Annotated in this window: 22 protein-coding genes; 13 read left to right on the forward strand and 9 right to left on the reverse strand. The window is 66.8% G+C overall.

The window, feature by feature from the left end; translation table 11 throughout:
* The first annotated feature begins 61 nt into the window (after positions 1-61).
* The 4 genes from acpM to EYZ64_RS19705 all read left to right on the forward strand — a co-directional run bounded on the left by acpM (position 62) and on the right by EYZ64_RS19705 (position 4390).
* Positions 62-358 (forward strand): meromycolate extension acyl carrier protein AcpM, encoded by a 297-nt coding sequence (gene acpM / locus EYZ64_RS19690; protein WP_003884427.1) that lies wholly within the window; start codon positions 62-64, stop codon positions 356-358.
* Positions 355-1605, forward strand: a complete 1251-nt coding sequence (kasA, locus tag EYZ64_RS19695; RefSeq protein ID WP_135455912.1) for a 3-oxoacyl-ACP synthase KasA — start codon at positions 355-357, stop codon at positions 1603-1605. Before acpM ends, kasA begins: the two co-directional genes overlap by 4 nt.
* A gap of 78 nt (positions 1606-1683) precedes the next feature.
* On the forward strand, positions 1684-2937 hold the full coding sequence (gene kasB / locus EYZ64_RS19700; RefSeq protein ID WP_135455914.1) for a 3-oxoacyl-ACP synthase KasB: 1254 nt from the start codon (positions 1684-1686) through the stop codon (positions 2935-2937).
* Positions 2938-2968: 31 nt separating this feature from the next.
* On the forward strand, positions 2969-4390 hold the full coding sequence (locus EYZ64_RS19705) for an acyl-CoA carboxylase subunit beta (protein WP_135455916.1): 1422 nt from the start codon (positions 2969-2971) through the stop codon (positions 4388-4390).
* Positions 4391-4476: 86 nt separating this feature from the next.
* Here the strand turns inward: EYZ64_RS19705 and EYZ64_RS19710 are convergent, their stop codons facing one another.
* Positions 4477-5226, reverse strand: coding sequence for an SDR family oxidoreductase (locus tag EYZ64_RS19710; RefSeq protein WP_135455918.1), 750 nt, complete (start codon positions 5224-5226; stop codon positions 4477-4479).
* Between the two features lie 87 nt (positions 5227-5313).
* Between EYZ64_RS19710 and EYZ64_RS19715 the strand changes: the two genes are divergently transcribed.
* Positions 5314-6189, forward strand: coding sequence for a LysR family transcriptional regulator (locus EYZ64_RS19715; RefSeq protein ID WP_135455920.1), 876 nt, complete (start codon positions 5314-5316; stop codon positions 6187-6189).
* 12 nt (positions 6190-6201) lie between these two features.
* Here EYZ64_RS19715 and EYZ64_RS19720 read toward each other — a convergent pair whose 3' ends face one another.
* The 3 genes from EYZ64_RS19720 to EYZ64_RS19730 all read right to left on the reverse strand — a co-directional run bounded on the left by EYZ64_RS19720 (position 6202) and on the right by EYZ64_RS19730 (position 10030).
* Positions 6202-7767, reverse strand: a complete 1566-nt coding sequence (locus tag EYZ64_RS19720) for an FAD-dependent monooxygenase (protein WP_135460128.1) — start codon at positions 7765-7767, stop codon at positions 6202-6204.
* A gap of 131 nt (positions 7768-7898) precedes the next feature.
* Positions 7899-9446, reverse strand: coding sequence for a glycerol-3-phosphate dehydrogenase/oxidase (locus EYZ64_RS19725; protein WP_135455922.1), 1548 nt, complete (start codon positions 9444-9446; stop codon positions 7899-7901).
* Positions 9443-10030, reverse strand: coding sequence for a TetR/AcrR family transcriptional regulator (locus tag EYZ64_RS19730; protein WP_135455924.1), 588 nt, complete (start codon positions 10028-10030; stop codon positions 9443-9445). The genes EYZ64_RS19725 and EYZ64_RS19730 overlap by 4 nt, the downstream gene beginning before the upstream one ends.
* Positions 10031-10080: 50 nt before the next feature.
* Between EYZ64_RS19730 and EYZ64_RS19735 the strand changes: the two genes are divergently transcribed.
* Positions 10081-11661, forward strand: coding sequence for an FAD-binding oxidoreductase (locus tag EYZ64_RS19735; protein WP_135460129.1), 1581 nt, complete (start codon positions 10081-10083; stop codon positions 11659-11661).
* Positions 11658-12557: a diacylglycerol kinase gene (locus EYZ64_RS19740; RefSeq protein WP_135455926.1), complete on the forward strand. Its 900-nt coding sequence runs from the start codon at positions 11658-11660 to the stop codon at positions 12555-12557. The genes EYZ64_RS19735 and EYZ64_RS19740 overlap by 4 nt, the downstream gene beginning before the upstream one ends.
* Here the strand turns inward: EYZ64_RS19740 and EYZ64_RS19745 are convergent.
* Positions 12467-13516 carry an alpha/beta hydrolase gene (locus tag EYZ64_RS19745; protein WP_135455928.1) on the reverse strand — a complete coding sequence of 350 codons (1050 nt, stop codon included), beginning with the start codon at positions 13514-13516 and terminating at the stop codon, positions 12467-12469. The genes EYZ64_RS19740 and EYZ64_RS19745 overlap by 91 nt on opposite strands.
* Positions 13517-13531: 15 nt before the next feature.
* Positions 13532-14167: a TetR/AcrR family transcriptional regulator gene (locus tag EYZ64_RS19750; RefSeq protein ID WP_135455930.1), complete on the reverse strand. Its 636-nt coding sequence runs from the start codon at positions 14165-14167 to the stop codon at positions 13532-13534.
* Positions 14168-14272: 105 nt separating this feature from the next.
* Here EYZ64_RS19750 and EYZ64_RS19755 point away from each other — a divergent pair, with 105 nt between their 5' ends.
* The 5 genes from EYZ64_RS19755 to EYZ64_RS19775 all read left to right on the forward strand — a co-directional run bounded on the left by EYZ64_RS19755 (position 14273) and on the right by EYZ64_RS19775 (position 20447).
* The gene (locus EYZ64_RS19755) at positions 14273-15157 is read left to right on the forward strand and encodes an SDR family oxidoreductase (protein WP_135455932.1); all 885 of its coding nucleotides are present in this window, start codon (positions 14273-14275) and stop codon (positions 15155-15157) included.
* Positions 15154-16083, forward strand: a complete 930-nt coding sequence (locus EYZ64_RS19760) for a patatin-like phospholipase family protein (protein ID WP_135455934.1) — start codon at positions 15154-15156, stop codon at positions 16081-16083. The genes EYZ64_RS19755 and EYZ64_RS19760 overlap by 4 nt, the downstream gene beginning before the upstream one ends.
* Complete coding sequence (locus tag EYZ64_RS19765) at positions 16080-17534, forward strand: flavin-containing monooxygenase (RefSeq protein WP_135455936.1); 1455 nt, start codon at positions 16080-16082, stop codon at positions 17532-17534. Before EYZ64_RS19760 ends, EYZ64_RS19765 begins: the two co-directional genes overlap by 4 nt.
* Positions 17535-17655: 121 nt before the next feature.
* Positions 17656-19920 carry a glycoside hydrolase family 183 protein gene (locus tag EYZ64_RS19770; protein WP_135455939.1) on the forward strand — a complete coding sequence of 755 codons (2265 nt, stop codon included), beginning with the start codon at positions 17656-17658 and terminating at the stop codon, positions 19918-19920.
* Between the two features lie 14 nt (positions 19921-19934).
* Positions 19935-20447 (forward strand): hypothetical protein, encoded by a 513-nt coding sequence (locus EYZ64_RS19775; protein WP_286175066.1) that lies wholly within the window; start codon positions 19935-19937, stop codon positions 20445-20447.
* A gap of 6 nt (positions 20448-20453) precedes the next feature.
* On the opposite strand, the gene EYZ64_RS19780 is transcribed toward EYZ64_RS19775, so the two are convergent.
* The 3 genes from EYZ64_RS19780 to EYZ64_RS19790 all read right to left on the reverse strand — a co-directional run bounded on the left by EYZ64_RS19780 (position 20454) and on the right by EYZ64_RS19790 (position 22839).
* Positions 20454-20966 carry a DUF3145 domain-containing protein gene (locus EYZ64_RS19780; protein ID WP_135455943.1) on the reverse strand — a complete coding sequence of 171 codons (513 nt, stop codon included), beginning with the start codon at positions 20964-20966 and terminating at the stop codon, positions 20454-20456.
* A 113-nt stretch (positions 20967-21079) separates the two neighbouring features.
* Entirely contained in the window at positions 21080-21910 is an 831-nt protein-coding gene (locus EYZ64_RS19785; protein WP_135455945.1) for a serine hydrolase domain-containing protein, read from the reverse strand.
* 44 nt (positions 21911-21954) lie between these two features.
* A complete protein-coding gene (locus EYZ64_RS19790; protein WP_135455947.1) occupies positions 21955-22839 on the reverse strand; it encodes a chemotaxis protein CheY in 885 nt (294 codons plus the stop codon).
* A 101-nt stretch (positions 22840-22940) separates the two neighbouring features.
* Between EYZ64_RS19790 and EYZ64_RS32075 the strand changes: the two genes are divergently transcribed.
* The coding region (locus EYZ64_RS32075) for an S-(hydroxymethyl)mycothiol dehydrogenase (protein WP_167857885.1) at positions 22941-23925 on the forward strand (985 nt) is incomplete at its 3' end.

Below are 23925 nucleotides of genomic sequence, written 5' to 3' on the forward strand. Positions count from 1 at the left end.
CGAACGTCCCGAGATGTCCTCCGCACCCGGAGGGCGCTGTCAACAACAAGAAGGAGCCATTGTGGCCGCCAGTCAAGAAGAAATCATCGCCGGTCTCGCCGAGATCATCGAAGAGGTCACCGGCATCGAGCCGTCTGAGGTGACCCCGGAGAAGTCGTTCGTCGACGACCTGGACATCGACTCGCTGTCGATGGTCGAGATCGCCGTGCAGACCGAGGACAAGTACGGCGTGAAGATCCCCGACGAGGATCTCGCCGGCCTGCGCACCGTGGGTGACGTCGTCTCCTACATCCAGAAGCTCGAAGAAGAGAACCCCGAGGCTGCCGCCGCCCTGCGCGAGAAGTTTGGCTCGGAATGACCAGACCTTCCACTGCTAACGGAGGCTTCCCGAACGTCGTGGTGACTGCCGTGGAGGCCACCACGGCGCTCGCTGCTGACATCGAGAGCACGTGGAAGGGCCTCCTGGCCGGAGAAAGCGGCATCCGTGAGTTGACCGACGACTTCGTCACCAAGTGGGACCTTCCGGTGCGTATCGGTGGCCACCTGGTCGATGACATCGACAGTCACTTGACGCGCATCGAGCTGCGCCGTAATTCCTACGTGCAGCGCATGTCACTGGTGCTCGCCCGACGGCTGTGGAAGACCGCCGGTGCGCCCGAGGTCGATCCCGATCGGTTCGCCGTCGTGATCGGCACGGGCCTCGGCGGTGGCGAGAAGATCGTCGAGACCTACGACGCGATGAACGAGGGCGGGATCCGCAAGGTCAGCCCGCTCGCCGTTCAGATGATCATGCCCAACGGTGCGGCCGCGGTCGCCGGACTTGAGCTCGGCGCCCGCGCCGGGGTCATCACGCCGGTGTCGGCGTGTTCGTCGGGATCTGAGGCCATCGCCCACGGCTGGCGTCAGATCGTGATGGGTGACGCTGACTTCGCCGTCGTCGGAGGCGTCGAAGGCGGTATCGAGGCGCTGCCGATCGCGGCGTTCTCGATGATGCGCGCCATGTCGACCCGCAACGACGACCCCCAGGGTGCGTCGCGGCCGTTCGACAAGGACCGTGACGGATTCGTGTTCGGCGAGGCCGGCGCGATGATGATCATCGAAACCGAGGAGCATGCCCTGGCCCGTGGCGCCAAGCCGCTGGCCCGCATCATGGGTGCCGGTATCACCTCGGACGCATTCCATATGGTCGCTCCGGCGGACAACGGTCACCGTGCCGGTGCCGCGATGAAGCGGGCGATGGAAACCGCGGGTCTGGAAGCCAAGGACATCGACCACATCAATGCCCACGGCACGGCCACCCCGATCGGCGACACCGCCGAGGCCAATGCCATCCGCGTTGCCGGATGCCAGAACGCCGCGGTCTACGCGCCGAAGTCGGCGCTGGGTCACTCGATCGGCGCAGTCGGTGCGCTGGAGTCGGTGTTGACGGTGCTCGCGTTGCGCGACGGGGTCATCCCCCCGACGCTTAACTACGAAACGCCGGATCCTGAGATCGATCTCGATGTGGTTGCGGGCGAGCCTCGTTATGGCGACTACAAGTACGCCATCAACAACTCGTTCGGATTCGGTGGCCACAATGTGGCTCTGGCGTTCGGGAAGTACTGACAACGGGTAGAAACCCGATAGGTAACCCCGGAAGGCACCCACACCGAGGGAAAGCACGGAAGGAAGAACACAGCAAATATGGCGGGATTGTCCACTGGGAACGGTCTTCCCAATGTGGTTGTCACCGGCGTAGCCATGTCAACGGCGCTGGCAACCGATGCTGAGAACACCTGGAAGAAGCTGCTCGACGGTCAGAGCGGGATCCGGTTACTCACTGATTCGTTCGTCGAGCAGTACGACCTACCGGTTCGCATCGGCGGGCACCTCCTAGAGGACTTCGATCACGAGCTGACGCGGGTTGAACTGCGCCGGTTGTCATATTTGCAGAAGATGTCGACGGTGATCGGCCGCCGGGTCTGGGCCAACGCTGGCTCGCCGGAGGTCGATACCCGACGACTCATGGTGTCCATTGGCACCGGCATGGGTTCCTCCGAGGAACTCCTGTTCGCCTACGACGCCATGCGGAACAAGGGGCTGCGCGCCGTGTCGCCGCTCGTTGTTCAGATGTACATGCCGAACGGGGCGGCGGCGGCGGTCGGGCTCGAACGCAAGGCCAAGGCCGGGGTCAGCACCCTGATCTCGGCATGTGCGTCCGGTTCCGAGGCCATCGCCAACGCGTGGCGCAATATCGTTCTCGGCGAAGCCGACATCGCCATCTGTGGTGGCGTCGAGACAAAGATCGAAGCGGTGCCGATCGCCGGCTTCGCCCAGATGCGCATCGTCCTGTCCAACAGCAACGACGATCCGCCGGGTGCCTGCAAGCCGTTCGACAAGGACCGCAACGGGTTTGTGTTCGGTGAGGGCGCCGCGCTCATGGTGATCGAGACCGAGGAGCACGCCAAGGCTCGCGGAGCGAACATCCTGGGCCGCCTCATGGGCGCGAGCATCACCTCTGACGGCTACCACATCGTGGCGCCGGACCCCAATGGTGAGCAGGCCGGTTACGCCATGACCCGCGCCATTCAGCTGGCGGGTCTGCAGCCCACAGACATCGATCACATCAACGCGCATGCCACGGGCACCAGCGTCGGCGATGTGGCCGAGGGGAAAGCCATCAACAACGCGATGCGCGGCCATGTGCCCGCCGTCTACGCGCCCAAGTCCGCGCTCGGCCATTCGGTCGGTGCGGTCGGCGCAGTGGAGTCCATCCTGACCGTTATGGCGCTGCGAGACGGCGTCATTCCCCCGACGCTCAACCTGCGCAACCTTGATCCGGAGATCGATCTGGACGTGGTGGCCGGTGAGCCGCGACAGGGCGACTTCAAGTACGCCATCAACAATTCGTTCGGATTCGGTGGGCACAACGTCGCGCTCGCCTTCGGGAAGTACTGAGACCCAGCGCTTTCCATCAAAGGAGACCTTTATGACGATCATGGCCCCCGAAACTGCTGCTGAATCGCTCGACCCACGCGACCCGCTGCTGCGCCTGCAGACCTTCTTCGATGACGGCAGTGTCGAGCTGCTGCACGAGCGGGACCGCTCCGGTGTGCTGGCCGCGGCCGGCACCGTCAACGGCGTTCGTACGGTGGCGTTCTGCACCGACGGCACCGTGATGGGCGGCGCCATGGGCATCGAGGGCTGTGCCCACATCGTCAATGCCTACGACACCGCGATCGAGGAGCAGAGCCCCATCGTGGGGATCTGGCACTCGGGTGGTGCCCGGCTGGCCGAGGGCGTCAAGGCGCTGCACGCGGTCGGCCTGGTCTTCGAGGCGATGATCCGGGCGTCGGGGTACATCCCGCAGATTTCGGTGGTCGTCGGATTCGCCGCCGGCGGTGCGGCTTACGGCCCCGCCCTGACCGACGTCATCATCATGGCCCCGGACAGCAAGGTGTTCGTCACCGGTCCGGACGTGGTGCGCAGTGTCACCGGTGAGGATGTCGACATGGTGTCGCTCGGCGGCCCCGACGCTCACCACAAGAAGTCCGGCGTGTGCCACATCGTCGCCGACGACGAGCTCGACGCCTACGAGCGCGGCCGTCGCCTGGTCGGATTGTTCAGCCAGCAGGGCCATTTCGACCGGAACAAGGCCGAGGCCGGCGACACCGACCTGACGGCGCTGATGCCGGAGTCGGCCCGCCGCGCCTACGACGTGCACCCGATCATCGAGGCGCTGCTCGACGAGGGCGTGCCGTTCGAGGAATTCCAGGCCAAGTGGGCCCCGTCGATCGTCGTCGGTCTCGGCCGGCTGGCCGGCCGGTCGGTCGGCGTGATCGCCAACAACCCGTTGCGGCTCGGCGGCTGCCTGAACTCCGAAAGCGCCGAGAAGTCGGCACGTTTCGTGCGGCTGTGCGACGCGTTCGGAATCCCGCTGGTCGTCGTCGTCGACGTCCCGGGCTATCTGCCCGGCGTAGACCAGGAGTGGGGCGGTGTGGTGCGCCGCGGCGCCAAGCTGCTGCACGCCTTCGGTGAGTCCTCGGTCCCCCGCGTGACGCTGGTGACCCGCAAGATCTACGGCGGCGCCTACATCGCGATGAACTCCCGTTCGCTCAATGCCACCAAGGTGTTCGCCTGGCCAGACGCCGAGGTCGCCGTCATGGGCGCCAAGGCCGCCGTGGGCATCCTGCACAAGCGCAAGCTGGCCGCCGCTCCGGATCACGAGCGTGAGGCGCTGCACGAGGAGCTGGCGATCGAGCACGAGCGCATCGCCGGCGGTGTGGATTCCGCGATCGAGATCGGCGTGGTCGACGAGAAGATCGACCCGGCTCACACTCGTAGCAAGCTGACGCAGGCGCTTGCCGAGGCCCCGCACCGGCGCGGTCGTCACAAGAACATCCCACTGTAATTCTTCAGCAGGCTCGAGTGGCCAGTTATTGCACACTTTCAACGAAAAGCTGTGCAGTAACTGGCCATTCGGCGTTCTGAGCCCGTCTACCGCGTGGTGTAACCGCCGTTGGCGAAGATGGTCTGCCCGTTGATCCAGTGCCCCTCGTCGGCGAGGAACACCACCAGCGGGGCGATGTCGGTGATCTCGGTCAGCCGGTTGCCCATTGCCTGCGACTTGTGGAACTCGACCCGCTCCGGGGTCTCCTGCGGATAGAAGAACGGCGTGTCCATCGGACCGGGGGCGACGTTGTTGACGTTGATGCCGCGCACCCCGAATTCCTTCGACGCGGCCCGGGTGAAGTGCTCGACGGGACTCTTGGAGCCCGCGTAGGTCGAGTACCCGTCGGTGTAGGCCGCCAGTAGTGCGGTCACAATGGTGACCACCGACCCGTTGTCGTTGAGCCGCTTCCCCGCCTGCTGCAGAAAAAAGTACGCCGCCTTGGCGTTGACGTCGAACATCGAATCATATTCGGCCTCAGTGGTTTCCATGAACGGCTTGCGCAGCACCTTGCCGACGGTGTTGATCGCGATGTCAACGCTTCCGAATGCGTCGATGGCCGTGTCGAAGAGCTTTTCGACGTTGGCCGGAACCGTCAGGTCGCCTTGCACTTTGATGGCCTTCACCCCGGCGGCCTGGGCCGCGGCGACCGTCTTGTCGGCGTCGGACTCGGTGGCGGCACTGTTGTAGTGAACCGCTACGTTGACACCCCTCGAAGCCAACGTCGCGCTGATCAGGCCACCAAGGTTCTTCGCGCCGGCAGCAACAATCGCCGATCTACCTTCTAGTTTGCTCACAGCTGGCAGCCTAGTTCCGTGATCGACAGATGGATAACGCAAGTTATCGAGATATTCACAAGATTTGGTTGTGGATAGACTTGGCGAGTGTCAACGAATGCCCCTGATTTACGACGTTTACGTCAATTCATTGCGATCGGCGAAGCGGGCAGCATCACGGCCGCCGCTTCCGCGTTGCACATTAGCCAGCAAGCCCTCAGCAGTTCCATGCAGCAATTGGAGAAGGAGCTCAACGCCGCCTTGTTCCGCCGCGAAGGCCGTCGGCTGGCACTCACCCGCGCCGGTGAGTTACTGCTGACCGAAGGTAGAACCCTGCTGGCCGCGGCGCGCACCGTGGCCGAACGGGTGGAACAGACCGCCGGTGGCGCCGCCGAGGTCTTCGTCATCGGCCACACCCCGGCCCTCAGCGGAACTGAGGTCTATACCCGGCTCGAACCGGCCATCATCGCATTCCCCGAGACCTCCTTCATCTTCCGCCAGCTGTACCCCGATCAGCTCATCGGTGCGGTGCTCGACGGCACGGTTCACCTCGGTCTGCGCCGCGGGGTAGTCCCGACCAATGAACTGGCCACGGCCGTCGTGGGGTACGACCGGGTGCGACTGGCTGTTCCTCGCGAACACCGGCTGGCCGCCCAGCCGGTCGTGGACATTCACGAACTCGCCGGAGAGCGGATTGCGCTGTGGGCTCCCCCGGGCGCTTCCTACTACAGCGATTTCCTGATGGGCGCGTGCCGACGAGCCGGTTTCGAACCCGACTATGCGGTGAGCCGGGTCCAGGGTTCGGCCACCGTCGCCGCCCCGCTGACGACGGGCGCCGTCGCGTTCGTAACCACTGCGGCGGGTGAGGCCATGGACGGCCGGGTGGTGGTAGCCGAACTCGAACCGCCACTGCTGGTAGGTGCGCAGGCATTGTGGCAGCGCCACACCAGTTCAGCGGTCCGGGACGCCGCACTGGCCGGGTGACGGACCGCCACATCACCGATCGAGTATCGACGAAAGCGCTTGACGCAGTGCGGTTTCCGGATCAGCGGGTAGCTTCTCGGTGCGCCACCCGACGAAATCGTCGGGACGGACCAGGAGCGCGCCGCCCGGGCTGAGGCCGGTCTGCGCCACTCCCCCGTCGTTCAGCGGATGCACCGCCGGCGTCGTACCGGACGTTCCCGCTGCCGCTGATGCCGCAACAGTCCATGCCTGCGGATCCCCCGCGGTGAACAACGCGAATCCATGGTCGATCAGATCGAGAGTGGACACCGATTTTCCGTCACGGGACTGCCAGATGTGCGGCATCCGGGTTCCGGGTTGGCCGCGCAGGTCCTCGACGAAGCTCACCGTACCGGTTGGCTCGCCATCGGAAACGACTGCCGCCGAGTGGTATTGGTATCCCAGGATCATGTCGAAGATCGGCGCCTCTTCGCCGGCCAGCAATCCGGGCGCGGCATCGGCGAGCTTGAGCAGGGCCAGTGGCGGCCCGATCAGAGATTGGCGGGCGGCGAATCGGCCGATCGGATGCCGCTCGTCGTGATAGGTGTCGAGCAACCCCGATCCGGCGGCGCCGGTCCGTACGGCCGCCAACTTCCAGGCCAGGTTGTGCGCACTCTGGATGGCGATGTTCGCCCCGCCGGCTTTGAACGGCGGCATGGTGTGCGCGGCGTCGCCGACCAGAAACGTTCGTCCGCTGCGCAATTGGTCGGCAACCTGTTCGTATGGCTGCCACGGTGCCACTTCGATGATCTCCAGGTCGATCGATTCACCGATCGCCGCGGTGAGCACCTCACGGCAATAGTCCGGGGTGAATTGGTCAGCCGACTCGCCGCGGTCAGGCAGGTAGGTAGTGATGAACATGCCGCGGTCAGCGTCGATGACCACGAAGATGCCGTCGACTTCGGAGTTGCGCACCTGTATCGCATCGCCATCGCCGAGATCGGGGACGAATGACCGCCACTGGGCCCTGAAGTAGATGAAGACCACGAAGATCGGCAATGCGCCATGGCCCGAGGTGCCGATGCCGACCGTGGTGCGGATCGGGCTGTGCACACCGTCGGCGGCGATCAGATAGTCGGCGCGCACCGTCTCGGTCCCGGCATCCGAGGCCAACTCGGCGGTGACACCGTCGGCTTCCTCGGTGAAATTCACCAGGGTGGTGCCGTAGCGGACCTGGCTCCCGCGTCGGCGGATATCCCCGAGCAGGATGGGTTCCAGGCGGCTCTGTGGGCAGTACTGGACCACCGGTTCCGGGCTGAGACCGGCGAACCCGGCGAAGATCGCCTCGACATCCATCGCGGGCTCCGCCGAGGCGCTGTTCAGGGTCGGTTTGAGCACCACACTCGACGCGCCGTCGGCCACCGCGTGCACTTGGTCGCCCAGTCCCAGCCCGCGAAGGATCTCGCATGTGCGGAAGGTCAGGTTGCGCGCCTTCGGGTAGATGAACACCTCGCGCCGCTTTTCCACCAGCACCGATTCGACCCCGTGCTGGGCCAGCAGGGCCGCACTCGCGAGCCCCGCCACCCCGGCTCCGACGATCAGCACGGGCGCCTGGGTCATCGCCGCCACGACCCGACTGTAGTCCCGCCCGGGTTCAGCCGACCCCTGCCAGATCGTTGGTCAGGTGGATCGGCGTCACCCGGTGAGCCGCATCGCCATCGTGCAGGGGCCCTTCCCGCCAACCGCGTGGGCTACTCGACTTCCCCGAATTCGGCGATCATCTCGGCGGCAGCCCCAGCCGCGAGCTCGCGGTCGCCGCCCACGAGCCCGATGCGCGTACGGCGATCGAGAATGTCGTCGACGCACAGAGCGCCTTCGTGGGTGACCGCGTACTCGAACTCGGCGCGGATGACGTCGATTCCGTCGGCCACCGGGTCGGTGGGGCGAGCGCACCGCGACCGAGCGATCACATTCGGCGCCTCGGCCCCGTACCGGGCCACCAACGAGGACGGCAGCGGATGCTCAGATCGCAACGTGGACACCGGATTGGCCGGAGCGCCGACGAGCGGCAGGTTGGCCGTGCGGCAGTCGGCGACGGACAGCCCGCGCAAGGCGAGCGCCCGGTCCAGCGCGTCCTGGGCCATGTACCGGTATTCGGTGAGCTTGCCGCCGATGATGCTGAACACCCCGTTCGCCGACTCAACGACCGCGTGCTCGCGGGACACGTCGGCCGTGTTGCCTTCGCCGGTGTCGATCAGCGGCCGCAGACCGGCATAGGCACCGCGCACGTCCGAGGTGGTCAGGTCGGTGGCCAGCGCCGTGTTGACAGTGTCGAGCAGGAAGGCGATCTCACCCGGAGTCGGCTGGGGTACATCGGGAATCGGCCCCGGAGCGTCCTCGTCGGTCAACCCGAGGTAGACCCTGCCGAGCTGTTCGGGCATCGCGAAGACGAACCGGTTCAGCTCCCCCGGTATCGGAATGGTCAGTGCCGCGGTGGGATTGCCGAACGCCGCGGCGTCGAACACCAGATGCGTGCCGCGGCTGGGACGCAGCTTGATCGCGGGATCGAGATCGCCGGCCCACACCCCCGCCGCGTTGATGACCACCCGGGCGTTCGCGTCGAAGGATTGCCCGGTGAGTTCGTCGGTCAGGCGCACCGAGGTGGCGTCGGCCGCGCTCGCGGAGACACGGGTCAGGATGCGGGCCCCGTGCTGTGCGGCGGTGCGGGCAACGGCGGCGACCAGTCGGGCGTCGTCGATGAGCTGGCCGTCGTAGGCCAGGTAGGCCCCGTCGAGGCCCTCGGTGCGCACCGTCGGGGCCAACTCGACCGCACGATGTGCGTCCACCCGACTGGAGCGCGGCAGGATCGACGCACTGGTTCCCGCCAGCCTGCGCAGGCCGTCGCCGGCCACGAATCCGGTGCGCACCAACGCTCGCGACGTGCGCCCCATCGACGGGAGCAGCGGTACCAGCTGCGGCATGGCCTTGACGAGGTGAGGTGCGTTGCGGGTCATCAGGATTCCGCGTTCGATCGCGCTGCGGCGGGCGATCCCGACGTTGCCGGTGGCCAGATAGCGCAGACCGCCGTGCACCAGTTTCGAACTCCACCGGCTGGTGCCGAAGGCGAGATCGTGTTTCTCCACCAGTGCCACCTGCAGGCCCCGGGTGGCGGCATCCAGCGCGATGCCCACACCGGTGATACCGGCGCCGATGACGATCACATCGATCTGTTCCCCATCGGCCAGGGCGGCCAATTCGGTTGTGCGCCTGGCGCGATTGAGCGCGGTCGGTCCGGTCACGAGGCTAGGTATCCGTTCAATGCGTGGGACAGTTCGGCGGCCAGAGCGTCGGCGTCGAGAATCGGCTCGACCATCTGGGCGGATTGGATCGCGGACTGGGTGATCAGCAGGCACATGGTGGCCAGCTGGCGGGGGTCCCCGGACCGGACACGGTCGTTCTTCTGACTTACCTCCTGCGCGAGCTTGAGCTCGCCGGCCAGTGCGTCGATCAGGATCTGCTGGCTGGTGCCCAGCCGCTCGGCGATGTAGACCATCGCCACCTCCGGCGCGGAGTGCAGGACCGCCATGATCACCTCGTCGTGGCGCAGCCGTGCGGCCACCGTCACCATGCGGGTCACCAGCGCCGCACGCCCGGGCCCCTGGCTGCCGGTTTCGTCCAGCACACCCACGATCCGCGCCGTGAGCAGCGCGGCCAGGATCGACTGCGTGTCCGGGAAGCGGCGGTACACGGTCGGGCGGCTGACCCCGGCCCGCCGGGCGATCTCGGCCAGTGTCACCCGGTCGACACCGAAGGCCAGCACGCAACTGGCGGCGGCCTCCAAGATCTGGTCGCTCAGCGATCTCTCGTTACTGATTGACATCATGTGTAATACTGTAACGCATGACTCAGCCGGCTGAACAGTTTCTGCCTCCGATGAAGTGGAATGCCTGGGGCGACCCGCAGGCAGCCAAGCCACTTTCCGACGGAATCCGGTCCCTGCTCCAGCAGGCCCTGGGCGTCGAGGCCGCACCCGCGGCGGAACCGACACCCGACCGGGTGCAGTTGCGGCCGTCCGCCCTGTCCGACGCCGACCGCGACGCCCTCGCCGCGATCGTCGGTGCACAAAACTGCAGTACCGACACGATGTCGCGACTGCTGCACGCCGGCGGGAAGTCGACGCTGGACCTGTTGCGCCGCAACGATTCCGGAATCCAAGATGCGCCCGACGCGGTCTTGATCCCGGGCTCTGACGACGAGGTCGCCGCGATCCTGGCCCACTGTGCCGAGCATCGCATCGCCGTCGTCCCGTTCGGCGGCGGAACCAGCGTCGTGGGCGGCCTGGATCCGCTTCGCGGCGATTTCTCCGCGATCGTCACGCTGGACCTGCGCCGGTTCGATGCCCTGCACAGCATCGACCCCGTGACCGGCGAGGCCGAGCTCGGCGCGGGCGTCACCGGACCGCAGGCCGAGGCGTTGCTCGGGGCGCACGGCTTCTCGCTGGGCCACTTTCCGCAGAGCTTCCAGTTCGCCACGATCGGCGGGTTCGCCGCCACCCGGTCCTCCGGGCAGGATTCGGCCGGATACGGCCGCTTCGACGACATGGTGCGCGGCCTGCGCGCCGTCACCCCGGCGGGCACGCTGGACCTCGGTCGCGCTCCGGCCTCGGCCGCCGGACCCGATCTGCGCCAGCTACTCCTGGGCTCGGAAGGCGTGTTCGGCGTCATCACCCGGGTCCGGGTTCGGGTTCATCCGGTGCCTGAGACCACGCGCTACGAGGCCTGGTCCTTCCCGGATTTCGCCACCGGCGCCGAGGCACTGCGGGCCGTCACCCAGACCGGCACGGGCCCGACGGTGATCCGGCTGTCCGACGAGGCCGAGACCGGCGTGAACCTCGCGACCACCGAAAGCATTGGCGAGCAGAGCATCACCGGCGGCTGCCTGGCCATCACGCTGTTCGAGGGCAGCGCGGCCCACACCGAGAGCCGCCACGAGGAGACCCGCGCCGTCATGCAGGCCCACGGCGGCACCTCGCTGGGTGACGCGCCGGCCCGGGCGTGGGAACACGGGCGATTCAACGCACCGTATCTACGCGATTCCCTGCTGGCCGCCGGCGCGCTGTGCGAAACGCTGGAAACCGCCACCACGTGGTCCAACCTGGCCGAGCTGAAGGCCGCGGTCACCGGGGCGCTGACCACCTCGCTCGCCGAATCCGGCACGCCCGCCCTGGTGATGTGTCACATTTCGCATGTGTACCCCACCGGCGCCTCGTTGTACTTCACGGTCGTCGCCGCCCAGCGCGGTAATCCGATCGAGCAGTGGCAAGCCGCCAAGACCGCGGCCTCCGACGCGATGGTGCAGGGCGGCGGCACCATCACCCACCATCACGCGGTCGGCGCGGATCACCGTCCCTGGATGCGGGACGAGATCGGCGACCTCGGTGTCGAGGTGTTGCGGGCCGTCAAGGCCACCCTGGATCCGGCCGGAATCCTCAACCCGGGCAAGCTGATTCCGTGAATCAGGTCACGGTCCTGACCAATCCCATGTCGGGGCATGGCAACGCGCCGCATGCGGCCGAGCGGGCGGTCGCACAGCTCCAGCGGCGCGGTATCGACGTGTGCGCGATCGTCGGAACCGATGCCGCGCACGCCCGCCGTCTGGTCGACGACGCGCTCGACCGCGGCACCGACGCCCTCATCGTGGTCGGCGGCGACGGGGTGATCTCACTGGCCCTGCAGGCGCTGGCCACCGGTGATGTTCCGCTGGGCATCGTCCCCGCCGGGACCGGCAATGACCATGCCCGCGAATACCATTTGCCGACAGGCGATCCCGAGGCCGCCGCCGACATCGTCGCCGACGGCCATACCGAGACCGTCGACCTTGGCCGCATCGAAGACACCTCCGGCGCGGTCAAGTGGTTCGGCACCGTGATGGCCGCCGGGTTCGATTCTCTGGTCAGCGACCGGACCAACCGGATGCGCTGGCCGCACGGCCGCATGCGCTACAACGTCGCGATGCTCGCGGAGATCTCGAAGCTACGGCTGCTGCCGTTCCGGCTGACGTTCGACGATGGCCCGGAGATCCGCACCGACCTCACCCTGGCGGCATTCGGCAACACCCGCAGCTATGGCGGCGGCATGTTGATCTGTCCCGGCGCCGACCATTCGGACGGGCTGCTCGACGTCACGATGATCACGTCGGCATCCCGCACCAGGTTGATCCGCCTGTTCCCCACGGTTTTCAAGGGCACCCATGTCGACCTCGCCGAGGTGACCACCAGGCGCGCCAAGTCGGTCCACGTCGAATGCCCGGGCATCAACGCCTACGCCGATGGGGACTTCGCACTCCCGTTGCCGGTCACGGTGTCCGCGGTGCCGGGCGCACTTCGGCTACTCGTGCCCAAACAGTCCTGAACGAACTCCACGATGCAGTCGCGGGCCTCACGGCTCTCCGGCAGAAACGGAAGAAACGCCGGGAACGCGTGTAACTGACCGGGCCAGACCTTGAGAGTGCACTCCCGGCCGGCATCAGTCAGCACCTCGTGCATGCGTTCGGCATCGCATCGCAGCGCTTCCGATTCCGCCGCGATGATCAGGCTCGGCGGAAAATCGGCGAGTTCCCCGTTGACCGGTGACAAGGCGTGACCGTTCGAACTCTTGGGGCCGACGCATTCGACGATCATCGGCAGGGCGAGCCCGATCCCCATCCGGTCCGCGGCGAAGTTGGGATGGCCCGAGCGGCGTTCACCGTCGAGTTCGAGCAGCGGGCTGACACCGACGACGCCGGCCGGCGCACCGACCCCCTGCGCCTGGGCGGCGAGAACGGTTGCGAATGCCAGGAATCCGCCTGCGGAGTCACCTGCCACGACGGTGTTGGCGGGGTCGGCCCCCTGGTCCAACAGCCAACGGTAGGCACGCAGGCAGTCTGCGACGGACTCGTCGACGGTCACCTCGGGGTGCTGTCGGTACTCGACGTGCACCACGGGAAGCTGTGTCCGGCGGGCAAGCGCGACCACGACGTGCGAGTGGGTGTCGAAACCGCCGAGAAAGAACCCCCCGCCGTGCAGGTAGAGGATGGCGCCGTCAGAAAGCGGGCGGTGAGCCGACTCGGCTGTCCGGATGGTCTCGATCGTGACATGACCGAGCGTGATCCGGCTGACCCGCAACCCCCGCCGCGGCCGAAGGCGCTGGAGCCGCGCGAGCGCGTTGATGCGACGACCGATCGCGGCGAGGCGATCCTCGACGGATCGATCTCCTTGGTAGGCAACCGATCTACGTACCTGGGTGAGAAGGGTTCGGCGTGCGATGCCATAACACGCGCGGGATCTGCGACTCGGGCGTCGGGTCGACAGTGCGGTGGCCGGTAATACCATCCAAACTCCTTCGGGTTACTTCGGCGATCCCAGGGCGCCAAGCAGTTTCACCAGGTGGCCGAACGCGTCGGTGAATGGCCGTGCCGGAACCGACGGGTCGATGGCCCGCTGGATGCCGAGGCCGATCCCGGCACTGAGCAGGAGATTGCCGAGATCCTCCAGGCTCGCCGCGACGTCATTGTTCGCCAATTCCGCTTCGCTGAGCCCGAGTTCGGCCGACATCGACTGCAGAACGTCGATCACCATCTGCGCAGCCTCATTGCGCAATGCCGTGATCATCTCGCCCAGCTCGGGGTTGTTCCGCGACAGCACCGCGAATTCGAGTTCGAGCATGGTCCAGCCGACATCGCCCGCGGTCCGCTCCAGCCAGGCGCTCAAAGCGCTCACGCGACTGTCCAGCTCGGCGTCGGACATCGCGAGTTCGGCCATCTCGGCGAACTTCTCACGATGGATCAGCTCGAGAACATCGCGGCACAGGTTGGGCTTGCTGCCGAAGTTGGAGTACACGGCCCCCTTCGAGAAGCCCGCGTCGTCGGCGATGTCTTCGAGGCTGGTGGCGGCGTAGCCGTGGGCCAGGAAGCGCTGTTTGGCGGCCTCCAAGAGTTCGGCTCGCGTCTGTTCCTGGCGTTGAGCCCTGGTCAGCCGCGGCATTCGCTGATGATAGATCGAAGCGGACTTTGGGTATTGAATTAACTCAAAGTATTCAGATACCGTGAGTATGCGAACTGTCGTGAGACGACTCAGGGGAGGCATGACGTGCGGTTTTCACAGAAGAAGGCGTCGGTGGACGGGGCGGTGGTCATCGTCACCGGCGGGGCGCGGGGCATCGGAGCCAAGACGGCGGACCTGTTCTCCGCCCGTGGCGCCACCGTTTGGATCGGCGATGTCGATGCCGATGTGGCCGCGACGACCGCAGCCGGTATCCCCCGCTGCCGGGCGGCCTACCTCGATGTCACGCAGCGGTCGTCGTGGGATCGATTCGTCTCCGATGCGGTCCGAGAATCGGGCAGCATCGACATCCTGGTCAACAACGCCGGGGTCATGCCGCTCGGCGCGTTCGACGCCGAATCCGAGGCGACCACCGACCTGATCCTCGACGTCAACCTGCGCGGTGTCCTGAACGGCATGCGCGCGGTCGTCCCGTCGATGGTGGCCCGCGGTCACGGTCACGTCGTCAACGTGGCGTCGATGGCGGGCATGATCCCGATCCCGGGCATGGTGACCTACAACGCCAGCAAGTTCGCCGCGCTGGGCGCCTCGCTGGCGGCACGGCGCGAGTACGCCGGCACCGGGGTCTCCGTGTCGGCAGTGCTGCCGTCGGCGGTCCGCACCGAGCTCGCCTCCGGTGTACAGCTCGGAAACGGCCTTCCCACCGTGGATCCCGACGACGTCGCAGAGGCGATCCTCAAAACCCTGCGCACCCGGGCCGCCCGCACCTCGGTCCCGGGTTGGGTCGCCCCCGGGTGGGCCCTTGTCGACGCCCTGGTGCCGGAGGCGATCCAGCGCGCGGTGCGAAACAGGATCGATGACCGCCGTGCCCTGACCGCCCTTGACGAACAGGGCCGGTCCACGTACCTGCAACGTATCGACCGCCAATCGAAAGCTCATGCCGGGCAGCCCGATTCCGAGGCCACGTCATGACAACGGCACTGGCGATCGGCTGCGGCGGCACGATCGGCGGCGCCTGGATCGTCGCCGCACTGCACGCCCTGGCCGAAGAAACCGGGTGGGATCCGCGCGACGCCGCGGTGCTGCAGGGCACTTCGGCGGGCGCCGAGCTCGTCACGATGCTCGGCGGCGGCGCCACGGTGAGCGATCTCGTCGCGATGCAGCGCGGCGCCTCAACCGACGAGCGCCTGCGCCGCCACATCGCCGACACCCCGGCCGGCATCCCGCCGATTCCGATCCCCCGGCCGCTCAACCCGAAATTGCTCGGCAGCCAAAGAGGTCTCGCTGCCGCCACCGGCATCGCGCCCGTCGGCCGGGGCAATGCCGGCTGGTTACAGCGTCTCGCCGACGGATTCTCCGTCTCCTCGGGGTGGGTGGCACATCCCGGTGTCCGAATGGTCGCCTTCGACTACCAGCGCGGCGAGCGTGTCGTGTTCGGGACGCCCGGCGCGCCGGCGGCCACGGCAGGCGAAGCGCTACGCGCATCCTGGGCGGTGCCGGGCTGGATGCCACCGGTGACGATCAGCGGCAGGCAGTTCGTCGACGGTGGCGCCGCGTCGACCGCGTCGGTCGATCTCATCACCTCCGACGATGCCGACACCATCTACCTGATCACTCCCATGGCCTCCGAACCAGGCACGCGCGCACCAGGATTCGGCGGAATGCTGGAGCACCGGCTGCTGCGCCGGCCGATGTCGATCGGGCTGGACCGCGAGGTGGCGGCAGTGCGGGCGCGTGGCACGCAGGTCGTCGTCATCCGGCCCGACGCAGCCGATCTCGAGGGCCTCGGTTCACACTTCATGCGGCGGGGCCGACGGGAGTCGGCATTCGAGGCATCGATGCGCACCGCACCTGCCACGGTCCGGCGTGCGCTCGCAGTCAGTGAGGAGGCCCGATGAGCCGCGAGGTCCGCATCGTCATCATCGGCGCGGGGATGGCAGGCATCGCTACCGCGTACACGCTCAAACAGGCAGGATTCACGAATTTCACGATCCTGGAGAAGGGTTCGGACGTCGGCGGGGTCTGGCACTGGAACCGCTACCCGGGACTCACCTGCGATGTGCCGTCGCAGATCTACCAGTTCTCGTTCGCGCCCAAACCGGACTGGAGCCACATCTGGGCCAGCGGTGAGGACATCCAGCGCTACCACCGCGACGTCATGGAACGATTCGGACTCGACGCCCATCTGCGGTGCGACACCGAAGTCACCGAGGCCCGGTACGACAGCACCACCACGTCGTGGACGCTCACAACAGGCGACGGTGACACCCTGACAGCCGATTTCGTCATCTGCGCCACCGGCGTGTTGCATCACCCGTCGATCCCCGAGATCCCGGGCATGGACACTTTCGCAGGACAGATCGTGCACACCGCACGGTGGGATCCGGAGCTGATGACCGACGGCAGGCGCATCGCCGTGATCGGAACGGGATCGACCGGTGTCCAAGTGGTTTCGGCCCTCCAGCCGAAAGCCCGCACTCTGTTGCACTTTGCGAGATCACCGCAGTGGATCCTGTGGGCACCGATGTCGCTGCGGCAGTCATCGATCCTCGCCAAGGTGTTGCGCCGGCGGCCAGGGTGGCATGACTTCCTCTACCGACGACTGCAGTGGGGGTCCGGAATCCTCGCCGACGTCGTCACCACGCCGTCGTGGCGACGCAAGTTGGTGCAGTCCTATGCGCGATGGAGCCTGGCCGCCCAGGTCCGCGATCGCGCGCTCCGCGCGAAGCTCACGCCGGACTATGAGCCGCTGTGCAAGCGGCAGGTGGTCTCGGGCTCGTACTACCGTGCGATCAAGCGACCCAACGCCACCCTGATCGACGATCCCATCCAGGAGTTCACCGCCACCGGCATCCGCACCGCGGACGGTACGCACCACGATGTGGATGTCGTGGTGTTGGCCACCGGCTTTCAGGCGCACAACTACATGCGGCCCATGAACATCGTCGGCCGCGACGGCATCACGCTGGGCGATGCGTGGGTCAAGGGCCCACGGGCATACCGCATGACGGCGATCCCCGGCTTTCCGAACCTGTTCACCGTGCTGGGGCCGAACTCGCCGACCGGGTCGATCCCGCTGCAGTACTCGGCCGAGCTCACCGCCGGCTACATCGTGAGCTGGCTCAGGCGGTTTGAAAACGCGGAAGTCTCCGAGGTCGAGGTCACCGAGCAGGCCACCGGCGAATTCAACGCCGCGGTCGCCGACGGACTCGGCCCGACGGTGTGGAACACCGGGTGCAATTCGTGGTACTTCACCGACGCGGGGACCATCGATCTGTGGCCGTTCGACCGGGCCACCCTCACCCGCATGCTGTCCGAACCGGATCCCGCGCACTACCGGATCAGGTGACGGCAAGCCACGGATAAGGCCCGCTCTCTGCGATTCGGCGTGTTTGCCCGACACCGTGAACGGCACACGGTACGTTTCGTCTGGGCCGGGGTTGTGAGTGAGTGGACTGGTACGGAGCGTCATGGAATCGACCAAATACATCGGCCGCGTCGGAGCCCTGGCCGTTGCTCTCGGCATCGGCACGGCCCTGACCTCCGGGACCGGAATCGCCTGGGCCGAAGGCGGGTCCGGCGATCCTGGCAAATCCACCGCGGGAAGCTCCGACGGCGCCGCCTCGAGCTCTGGGGAGAAAAAGACTCCGAGCAAACCCTCGAACGTCAAGAAGCCGGCCACCACTCCGTCCGGCACTCTGTCGAAGATCGGCGAGCGGATCCGCAAGGATGTCGAGTCCGGTCTGAATGACGCCGGTGACGCGATCAAGCCGACGCAGAACCGCCTCGACGCCGCGCGCACCCCGCCGCGAACCCGGACGACCAAGGCCCGGAGCAAGATTCAGGGCACTCTCACCAATGCCCCCGAGGCGGGCAACAAAGCCGACGTCGGCGAGAAGACCGATACCGCCCGCTCGGTCTCGGAAGCCGCGACGTCTGCGCCCGATTCGCAGCGCGCGCAACGCCCCAACACCGTGGTGGTGCGCCTCAAGGAGGTGGCAGAAGACGTCCCCCAGCGCGGCCGCGACGTCATCTCGGCATCGCGCACCGAGGTCACGACATTCGACGTCCCGGCCGCGTTGCCGGAGATCTCGATCGTGCCGGCAGCGCCGGTCTCCAATCCCGAGCCCGCCGCGCCCAAGATCGCCGCACCGCCGGTCGTGTCAGCACTACTGAGCGTCGCCGGCCTGACCCCGTTCGGTGCCGGTACCAGCCCGGTGGCACCGGCCCAGTCCCCCGCGCTGTGGGCCATGATGGCTTGGACGCGTAGGGAATTCGAGCGGTCGATCAATCCGATCGCGTCTCGGGTGGTATCGGCCAAGGACGCCGCGTCGGTGGTGGCCGAGGGTGAGATCCAGCCGATGGCGGCCGCCGCCCCCAATATCGCTGTGCAGACCGATAACCTGACGCCCAAGCCTCAGGTTCCGTCCTCCCTGGCGGGCGCCACCACACCGCTCGGGTGGGTGACCGGAGTCGGCGTCACCGACCACTGGTACATCGCCGGCACTGACCTGGGCATCATGTGGAACAGCGGCTACACCGACCCTGTGACCGGAAAACCCGTCATCTATACGTTGTTCGGCGATTCCTACAGCGAGCCGGGCATGGCGGGCGACTGGCGTAACAACGTGCTGTTCCGGACCATCGACACCGATCTGTCCGACGGCCTGCAGTTCAACGGTGCGGTGATCAACGCCGGCGCGCAGTATCCCGGCGACCCCAACGGGGTTCACCAGTGGTACGGCACCGGAGGCGCGCCGGCCGGCGCCACCCAGATCATCTACGACCCCGGCCAAGACGGATTGTTCGGCCGGACCTACACGATGATCCCGACCTCGGCGATCGCGATCGAAAACCCCGACGCCGAAGGCGGTTACCGGCAGTACGCGACGGTGATGTCGATCCGTACCTGGGACAACCCGGGCAGCTGGACCACGAACTACTCCGGGATCGCCTACTCCGACGACGGCGGTAAGACCTGGACCGTCGACCCCGCCACCATCCGTTCATCGGGCTGGTTCCGCGCGGGCCCGGCATACGTCCCCGGCGACGAGCACTTCCAGCAGAACGCCCTGGTGATGTCGGACGACCCGACTGACCCCTACGTCTACGTGTACGGGACACCTTCGGGCAGACAGGGTTCGGCGTATGTGGCCCGCGTGGAGAAGGATCAGATCACCAACCTGGATGCCTACGAGTACTGGGCCGGTGAGAATTCCGGTGGCGCGGGGCAATGGGTGACCGGTGATCCGTCGGCCGCGGTTCCGGTGTTCGGCTCCAGCAGCACCGATTTCCTGCCGACGCTGTACCGGGTCGCGGACTTCTTCACGTTCGGGCTCTTCACCAAGATCGCGAACGGCATCTGGGTCGGCGGTCTGCCCACCAACGGCAATGTCAGCGAAATGTCAGTCCAGTACAACGAGTATCTGGGCAAGTACGTCGTGCTCTACACCGATGGCGGCAACAACGTGGTGATGCGGGTGTCGGATTCACCGCAGGGTGAATGGTCGGATACGACGACGCTGGTGAACAACAACCTGACGACCAACACCGGCATGTATGCGCCGATGGTCCATCCGATGTCGGGCACCGACTACTTCAACAAGGTCGACGCCAACGGCAATGTGGTCGAGGACAACTCGCACTACCTGTACTACAACCTGTCCTACTGGGGTGAATACAACGTGCGGTTGATGCAGACCGACCTGGCCACGATGAAGACGGTCTCGGTATAACGATGTGTCGAACGTTGGCATTGAGCGCGGCGGCCCTCTCGTTGGCTGCCGCACTCACCACGAGCGCCTGCGCGCACGCCGATCCCGAACCGGTACCGCAAGGGCCGCCCGAAACCACGGCACCGCAGCCTGAAGCGTCATGCGCCGAAGGTCTCGCCGGTGCGCTGACCGCCGCCGATCCCGGACAAGTCGGCAACAACCGGCTCCTACTGCAATGCACGGACGGCACCTGGCAGCGGTTCACCAATCCCTATCCGTCGTCGGACCGCTGGCTGACCACCGGGCCCGAGCTGATCCTGCACGGGCAGGGCCGACGGAATCCGGAAGCCTCGGCGGGCACGTGGACGGCGACACCGCAGACAGCCGACGCCCATTGCAGCGCCGAGGTTGTCGACGTCCTGGGCGCCGGCAAGACGTCGGCGCCCGAGGCGTTCAGTGCCGAACCGGGCCGGTCGCTGACCTTTGAGATCAGCGACCACATGTTCACGTCGAAGCTCAGCGGCTACTGTCTCTGGGCCCGTAGCTGACGAGAGCTACCCCACGCCCCTGTTCAGCCAGGTCACCTCGGCGCCGTCACCACCGTTGCGGTACGGCTCGAGGGACTCGTCCCACGCGGTGCCCAGCACGGTGTCGAGTTCGGCTGCCAGCATGTCGGCACCGCCGGCCATCAGGGAGCGCAGCCGCATCTCGCCGACCATCACATCGCCATTGGCACTCATGGCGCCGCTCCACAAGCCCAGCTGGGGGGTGTGGCACCAGCGGTGTCCGTCTACTCCGGCACTGGGGTCCTCGGTCACCTCGAAGCGCAGCACTGACCAGGAGCGCAGGGCATTGGCCAACTGCGCCCCGGTGCCGACGGGCCCGACCCAATTGGTCACCGCGCGCAACTGGCCAGGCATGGCCGGTTGCGGTGTCCACTTCAGGTTCGCCCGCGCCGACAGGGTCGACGACAACGCCCACTCAACGTGCGGGCATACCGCCGCGGGTGAGGCATGGACATACACCACGCCTGTCGCCGCGTCGGCGAACTGGTTCGACGCACGCATCTGCTACTCCTTCGGATACGAGGGACGTCTTCCCCAACGGCCTGGTATTCCGATCGAGCATGCAGTTGTGTGTGTCGCGCGTGTCTATTGTGCCTTGTGTGGCCAGTGTTGCGCTAGTCTGTCCCGTTTTCTCTCAGCACTCCATCAGATATCGCGGGCCACAGCGGGTAGGTCCAGTCCCCGAAGTCGCGGTCGGTCAACACCACCAACGCCAGGTCAGCGACCGGATCGACCCACAGAAACGTCCCCGACTGGCCGAAATGACCGAACGTGCGGGGCGAGTTCGCCGACCCCGTCCAATGCGGGGATTTACTGTCCCGGAGCTCGAACCCCATCCCCCAGTCGTTGGGCCGCTGCACACCGAAACCCGGCAACACCCCGTCAAGGCCGGGAAACTGCACTGTCACGGCCTCGTCGTGCAGGTCCTGCGAAACCAACGCCGGCCGCAACAACTCCCGGGCGAACACCGCCAGGTCGGCAACGGTCGACACACCGCCGAACCCGGCCGCCTCCGCCCCGCCCAACAGCACGGACGCGGACATCTCCAGCGGCTGGAACACCGCCTCGGCGAGATAGGCGCCGAACTCAATATCGGCTGCCTCCTCGACGGCGCGGGCCAGCAGTTCGAATCCGTAGTTGGAGTAGATGCGACGCTGGCCCGGCTGCGCGAGCACCTCGGCCGAACGCATGGCCACACCCGATGCGTGGGCCAACAGGTGACGGATCGTCGAACCGGGCGGGCCGGCCGGGGTGTCGAGGTCGACCGCGCCTTCTTCGATCGCGATCTGCGCGGCCCGCGCCACGAGCGGTTTGGTCACCGAGGCCAACGTAAAGGCCTTGGTCGTGTCGCCGCGGCTGGCCAACACCCCAGATGGGCCGACCACTGCAGCGGCGACCGAGTCGACCGGCCAGGTATCGACAACGGCGAGAACATCGGCATTCATCGGGACCGTCTGTTCTTCGCGCCAGCGCTCATCACCCGGCAAATCTAGCGGGCTCGCCCCACAGTCCGGGAAAGCAATTCCTCGACCATTCCCGCGGCCACCGCATCCACGTCGGCGACCAGGCGGCGCAGCCCGACCACCTGGCGAACGAGATCTCGAGGATCGGTGTCGCTGACCGCGGAGAGCCGGTGTACGTCGCAGACGGCCCGGTACGCCGACTGGGTCGAGTCCGGTTCGGTGGCATCACACCACCGCTGCATGGACTGCGCCCAGGACCTCACCCGGTCGTCCGCGTTCTGCCGGTGCGCCAGGCTCAACGCCCGCCGGTACACATCGGCCGCCCACTCCACCGGCACGGGTTCGTCGAGCACCGGCAGCAGTACCTGGTCGAGAGTTTGGTACCCGGCAGGGTCGCCGGCAGCGACGGCAGCTGTGCCGGCGAGTGCCCGCGCCAGCGCGACCAGGGCGGCATCGTCCAAGTTCTCCGCGATGACGGCCAGTTGTCGTGTCGCAGATCCGAATTGCTCGCGATCTCCGGCGTCGGCCGCCGTCACCGCGAGCAGGTACGCCAGGTAGCCGTGCGCGGTGGTCTCGGGGACGCCGTCGAGCAGCACCTGCGCGCGCTGTGCCCAACTGCGGGCCAGCGCGAGATGACCACGGGCCAGCCAGGCCAATCCGAGTTCGGCAGCCTTCATCGCCGCCTGCACCGGGTCGGTCCGCAGCAGGCGGGTGTGCACCTGTTCGTTGATCCGGACGGATTCGCGACCGTGCCCCTGACGCCAAGCCGCCGACGCATATACGGCAAGATCGTCGGTGTCGAGGGTCTGCACCCCGTCGACGAGGCTGAAGGATTCGTAGCTGGTGCGCCAGTCATTTCGGCGATACGCCGTACGGGCCACCACCAGCAATTGGGTTCGATCGTCGACCACAACTCACCGTAGCTCGGCGAGAGGCGACCAGACCGGGATTCAGCGGCGACGATATCCGACCACTAATTGGACACCTGTCCGGTTTGCATTAAGTTATAGGCATGCCTCAGACAGTGCGTGGTGTGATTTCGCGGAGCAAGAAGCAGCCCGTCGAGTTGGTCGACATTGTCATTCCCGATCCGGGTCCCGGCGAGGTGGTGGTCGACATCATCGCCTGCGGCGTGTGCCATACCGACCTGACCTACCGCGAGGGCGGCATCAACGACGAGTACCCGTTCCTGTTGGGCCATGAGGCCGCGGGCACCGTCGAATCGGTCGGCGAGGGCGTCACCCACGTCGAGCCGGGCGACTTCGTGATCCTGAACTGGCGCGCGGTGTGTGGGGAGTGCCGGGCCTGCAAGCGAGGCCGCCCGCAGCTGTGCTTCGACACCCACAACGCGGCACAGAAGATGACGCTGACCGACGGCACCGAGCTCACCCCGGCGCTGGGCATCGGCGCGTTCGCCGACAAGACCCTGGTGCATGAAGGCCAGTGCACCAAGGTCGATTCCGAGGCGGATCCGGCGGTGGCCGGCCTGCTGGGCTGCGGCGTGATGGCCGGCATCGGCGCGGCGATCAACACCGGCGCGGTGACCCGCGATGACACCGTCGCGGTGATCGGCTGCGGTGGGGTGGGTGATGCCGCGATCGCCGGTGCAGCCCTGGTCGGGGCCAAGAAGATCATCGCTGTCGACACCGACAACAAGAAGCTGGACTGGGCCCGCGGGTTCGGCGCCACCCACACCATCAACGCCCGCGAACTCGACGCGGTCGAGACCATCCAGGATCTGACCGATGGGTTCGGCGCCGACGTGGTGATCGACGCGGTCGGCCGTCCCGAGACCTGGAAGCAGGCGTTCTACGCCCGCGATCTGGCCGGCACGGTGGTGCTGGTCGGTGTCCCGACCCCGGACATGACCCTGGAAATGCCGTTGGTGGACTTCTTTTCCCGCGGCGGCTCATTGAAGTCCTCCTGGTACGGCGACTGCCTGCCCGAGCGTGACTTCCCCACCTTGATCTCGCTGTACCGTCAGGGCCGGTTGCCGC

Source organism: Mycobacterium sp. DL99 (genome assembly GCF_004762045.1).
Classification (GTDB): Bacteria; Actinomycetota; Actinomycetes; order Mycobacteriales; family Mycobacteriaceae; genus Mycobacterium.

Bases quoted from the DNA above. Each gene is read 5' to 3' on its own strand.
- kasA (WP_135455912.1), top strand. From the start codon at position 355: ATGACCAGACCTTCCACTGCTAACGGAGGCTTCCCGAACGTCGTGGTG.
- kasB (WP_135455914.1), top strand. From the start codon at position 1,684: ATGGCGGGATTGTCCACTGGGAACGGTCTTCCCAATGTGGTTGTCACC.
- EYZ64_RS19705 (WP_135455916.1), top strand. From the start codon at position 2,969: ATGACGATCATGGCCCCCGAAACTGCTGCTGAATCGCTCGACCCACGC.
- EYZ64_RS19720 (WP_135460128.1), bottom strand. From the start codon at position 7,767: ATGACCCAGGCGCCCGTGCTGATCGTCGGAGCCGGGGTGGCGGGGCTC.
- EYZ64_RS19730 (WP_135455924.1), bottom strand. From the start codon at position 10,030: ATGATGTCAATCAGTAACGAGAGATCGCTGAGCGACCAGATCTTGGAG.
- EYZ64_RS19735 (WP_135460129.1), top strand. From the start codon at position 10,081: ATGAAGTGGAATGCCTGGGGCGACCCGCAGGCAGCCAAGCCACTTTCC.
- EYZ64_RS19745 (WP_135455928.1), bottom strand. From the start codon at position 13,516: ATGGTATTACCGGCCACCGCACTGTCGACCCGACGCCCGAGTCGCAGA.
- EYZ64_RS19750 (WP_135455930.1), bottom strand. From the start codon at position 14,167: ATGCCGCGGCTGACCAGGGCTCAACGCCAGGAACAGACGCGAGCCGAA.
- EYZ64_RS19760 (WP_135455934.1), top strand. From the start codon at position 15,154: ATGACAACGGCACTGGCGATCGGCTGCGGCGGCACGATCGGCGGCGCC.
- EYZ64_RS19765 (WP_135455936.1), top strand. From the start codon at position 16,080: ATGAGCCGCGAGGTCCGCATCGTCATCATCGGCGCGGGGATGGCAGGC.
- EYZ64_RS19770 (WP_135455939.1), top strand. From the start codon at position 17,656: ATGGAATCGACCAAATACATCGGCCGCGTCGGAGCCCTGGCCGTTGCT.
- EYZ64_RS19780 (WP_135455943.1), bottom strand. From the start codon at position 20,966: ATGCGTGCGTCGAACCAGTTCGCCGACGCGGCGACAGGCGTGGTGTAT.
- EYZ64_RS19785 (WP_135455945.1), bottom strand. From the start codon at position 21,910: ATGAATGCCGATGTTCTCGCCGTTGTCGATACCTGGCCGGTCGACTCG.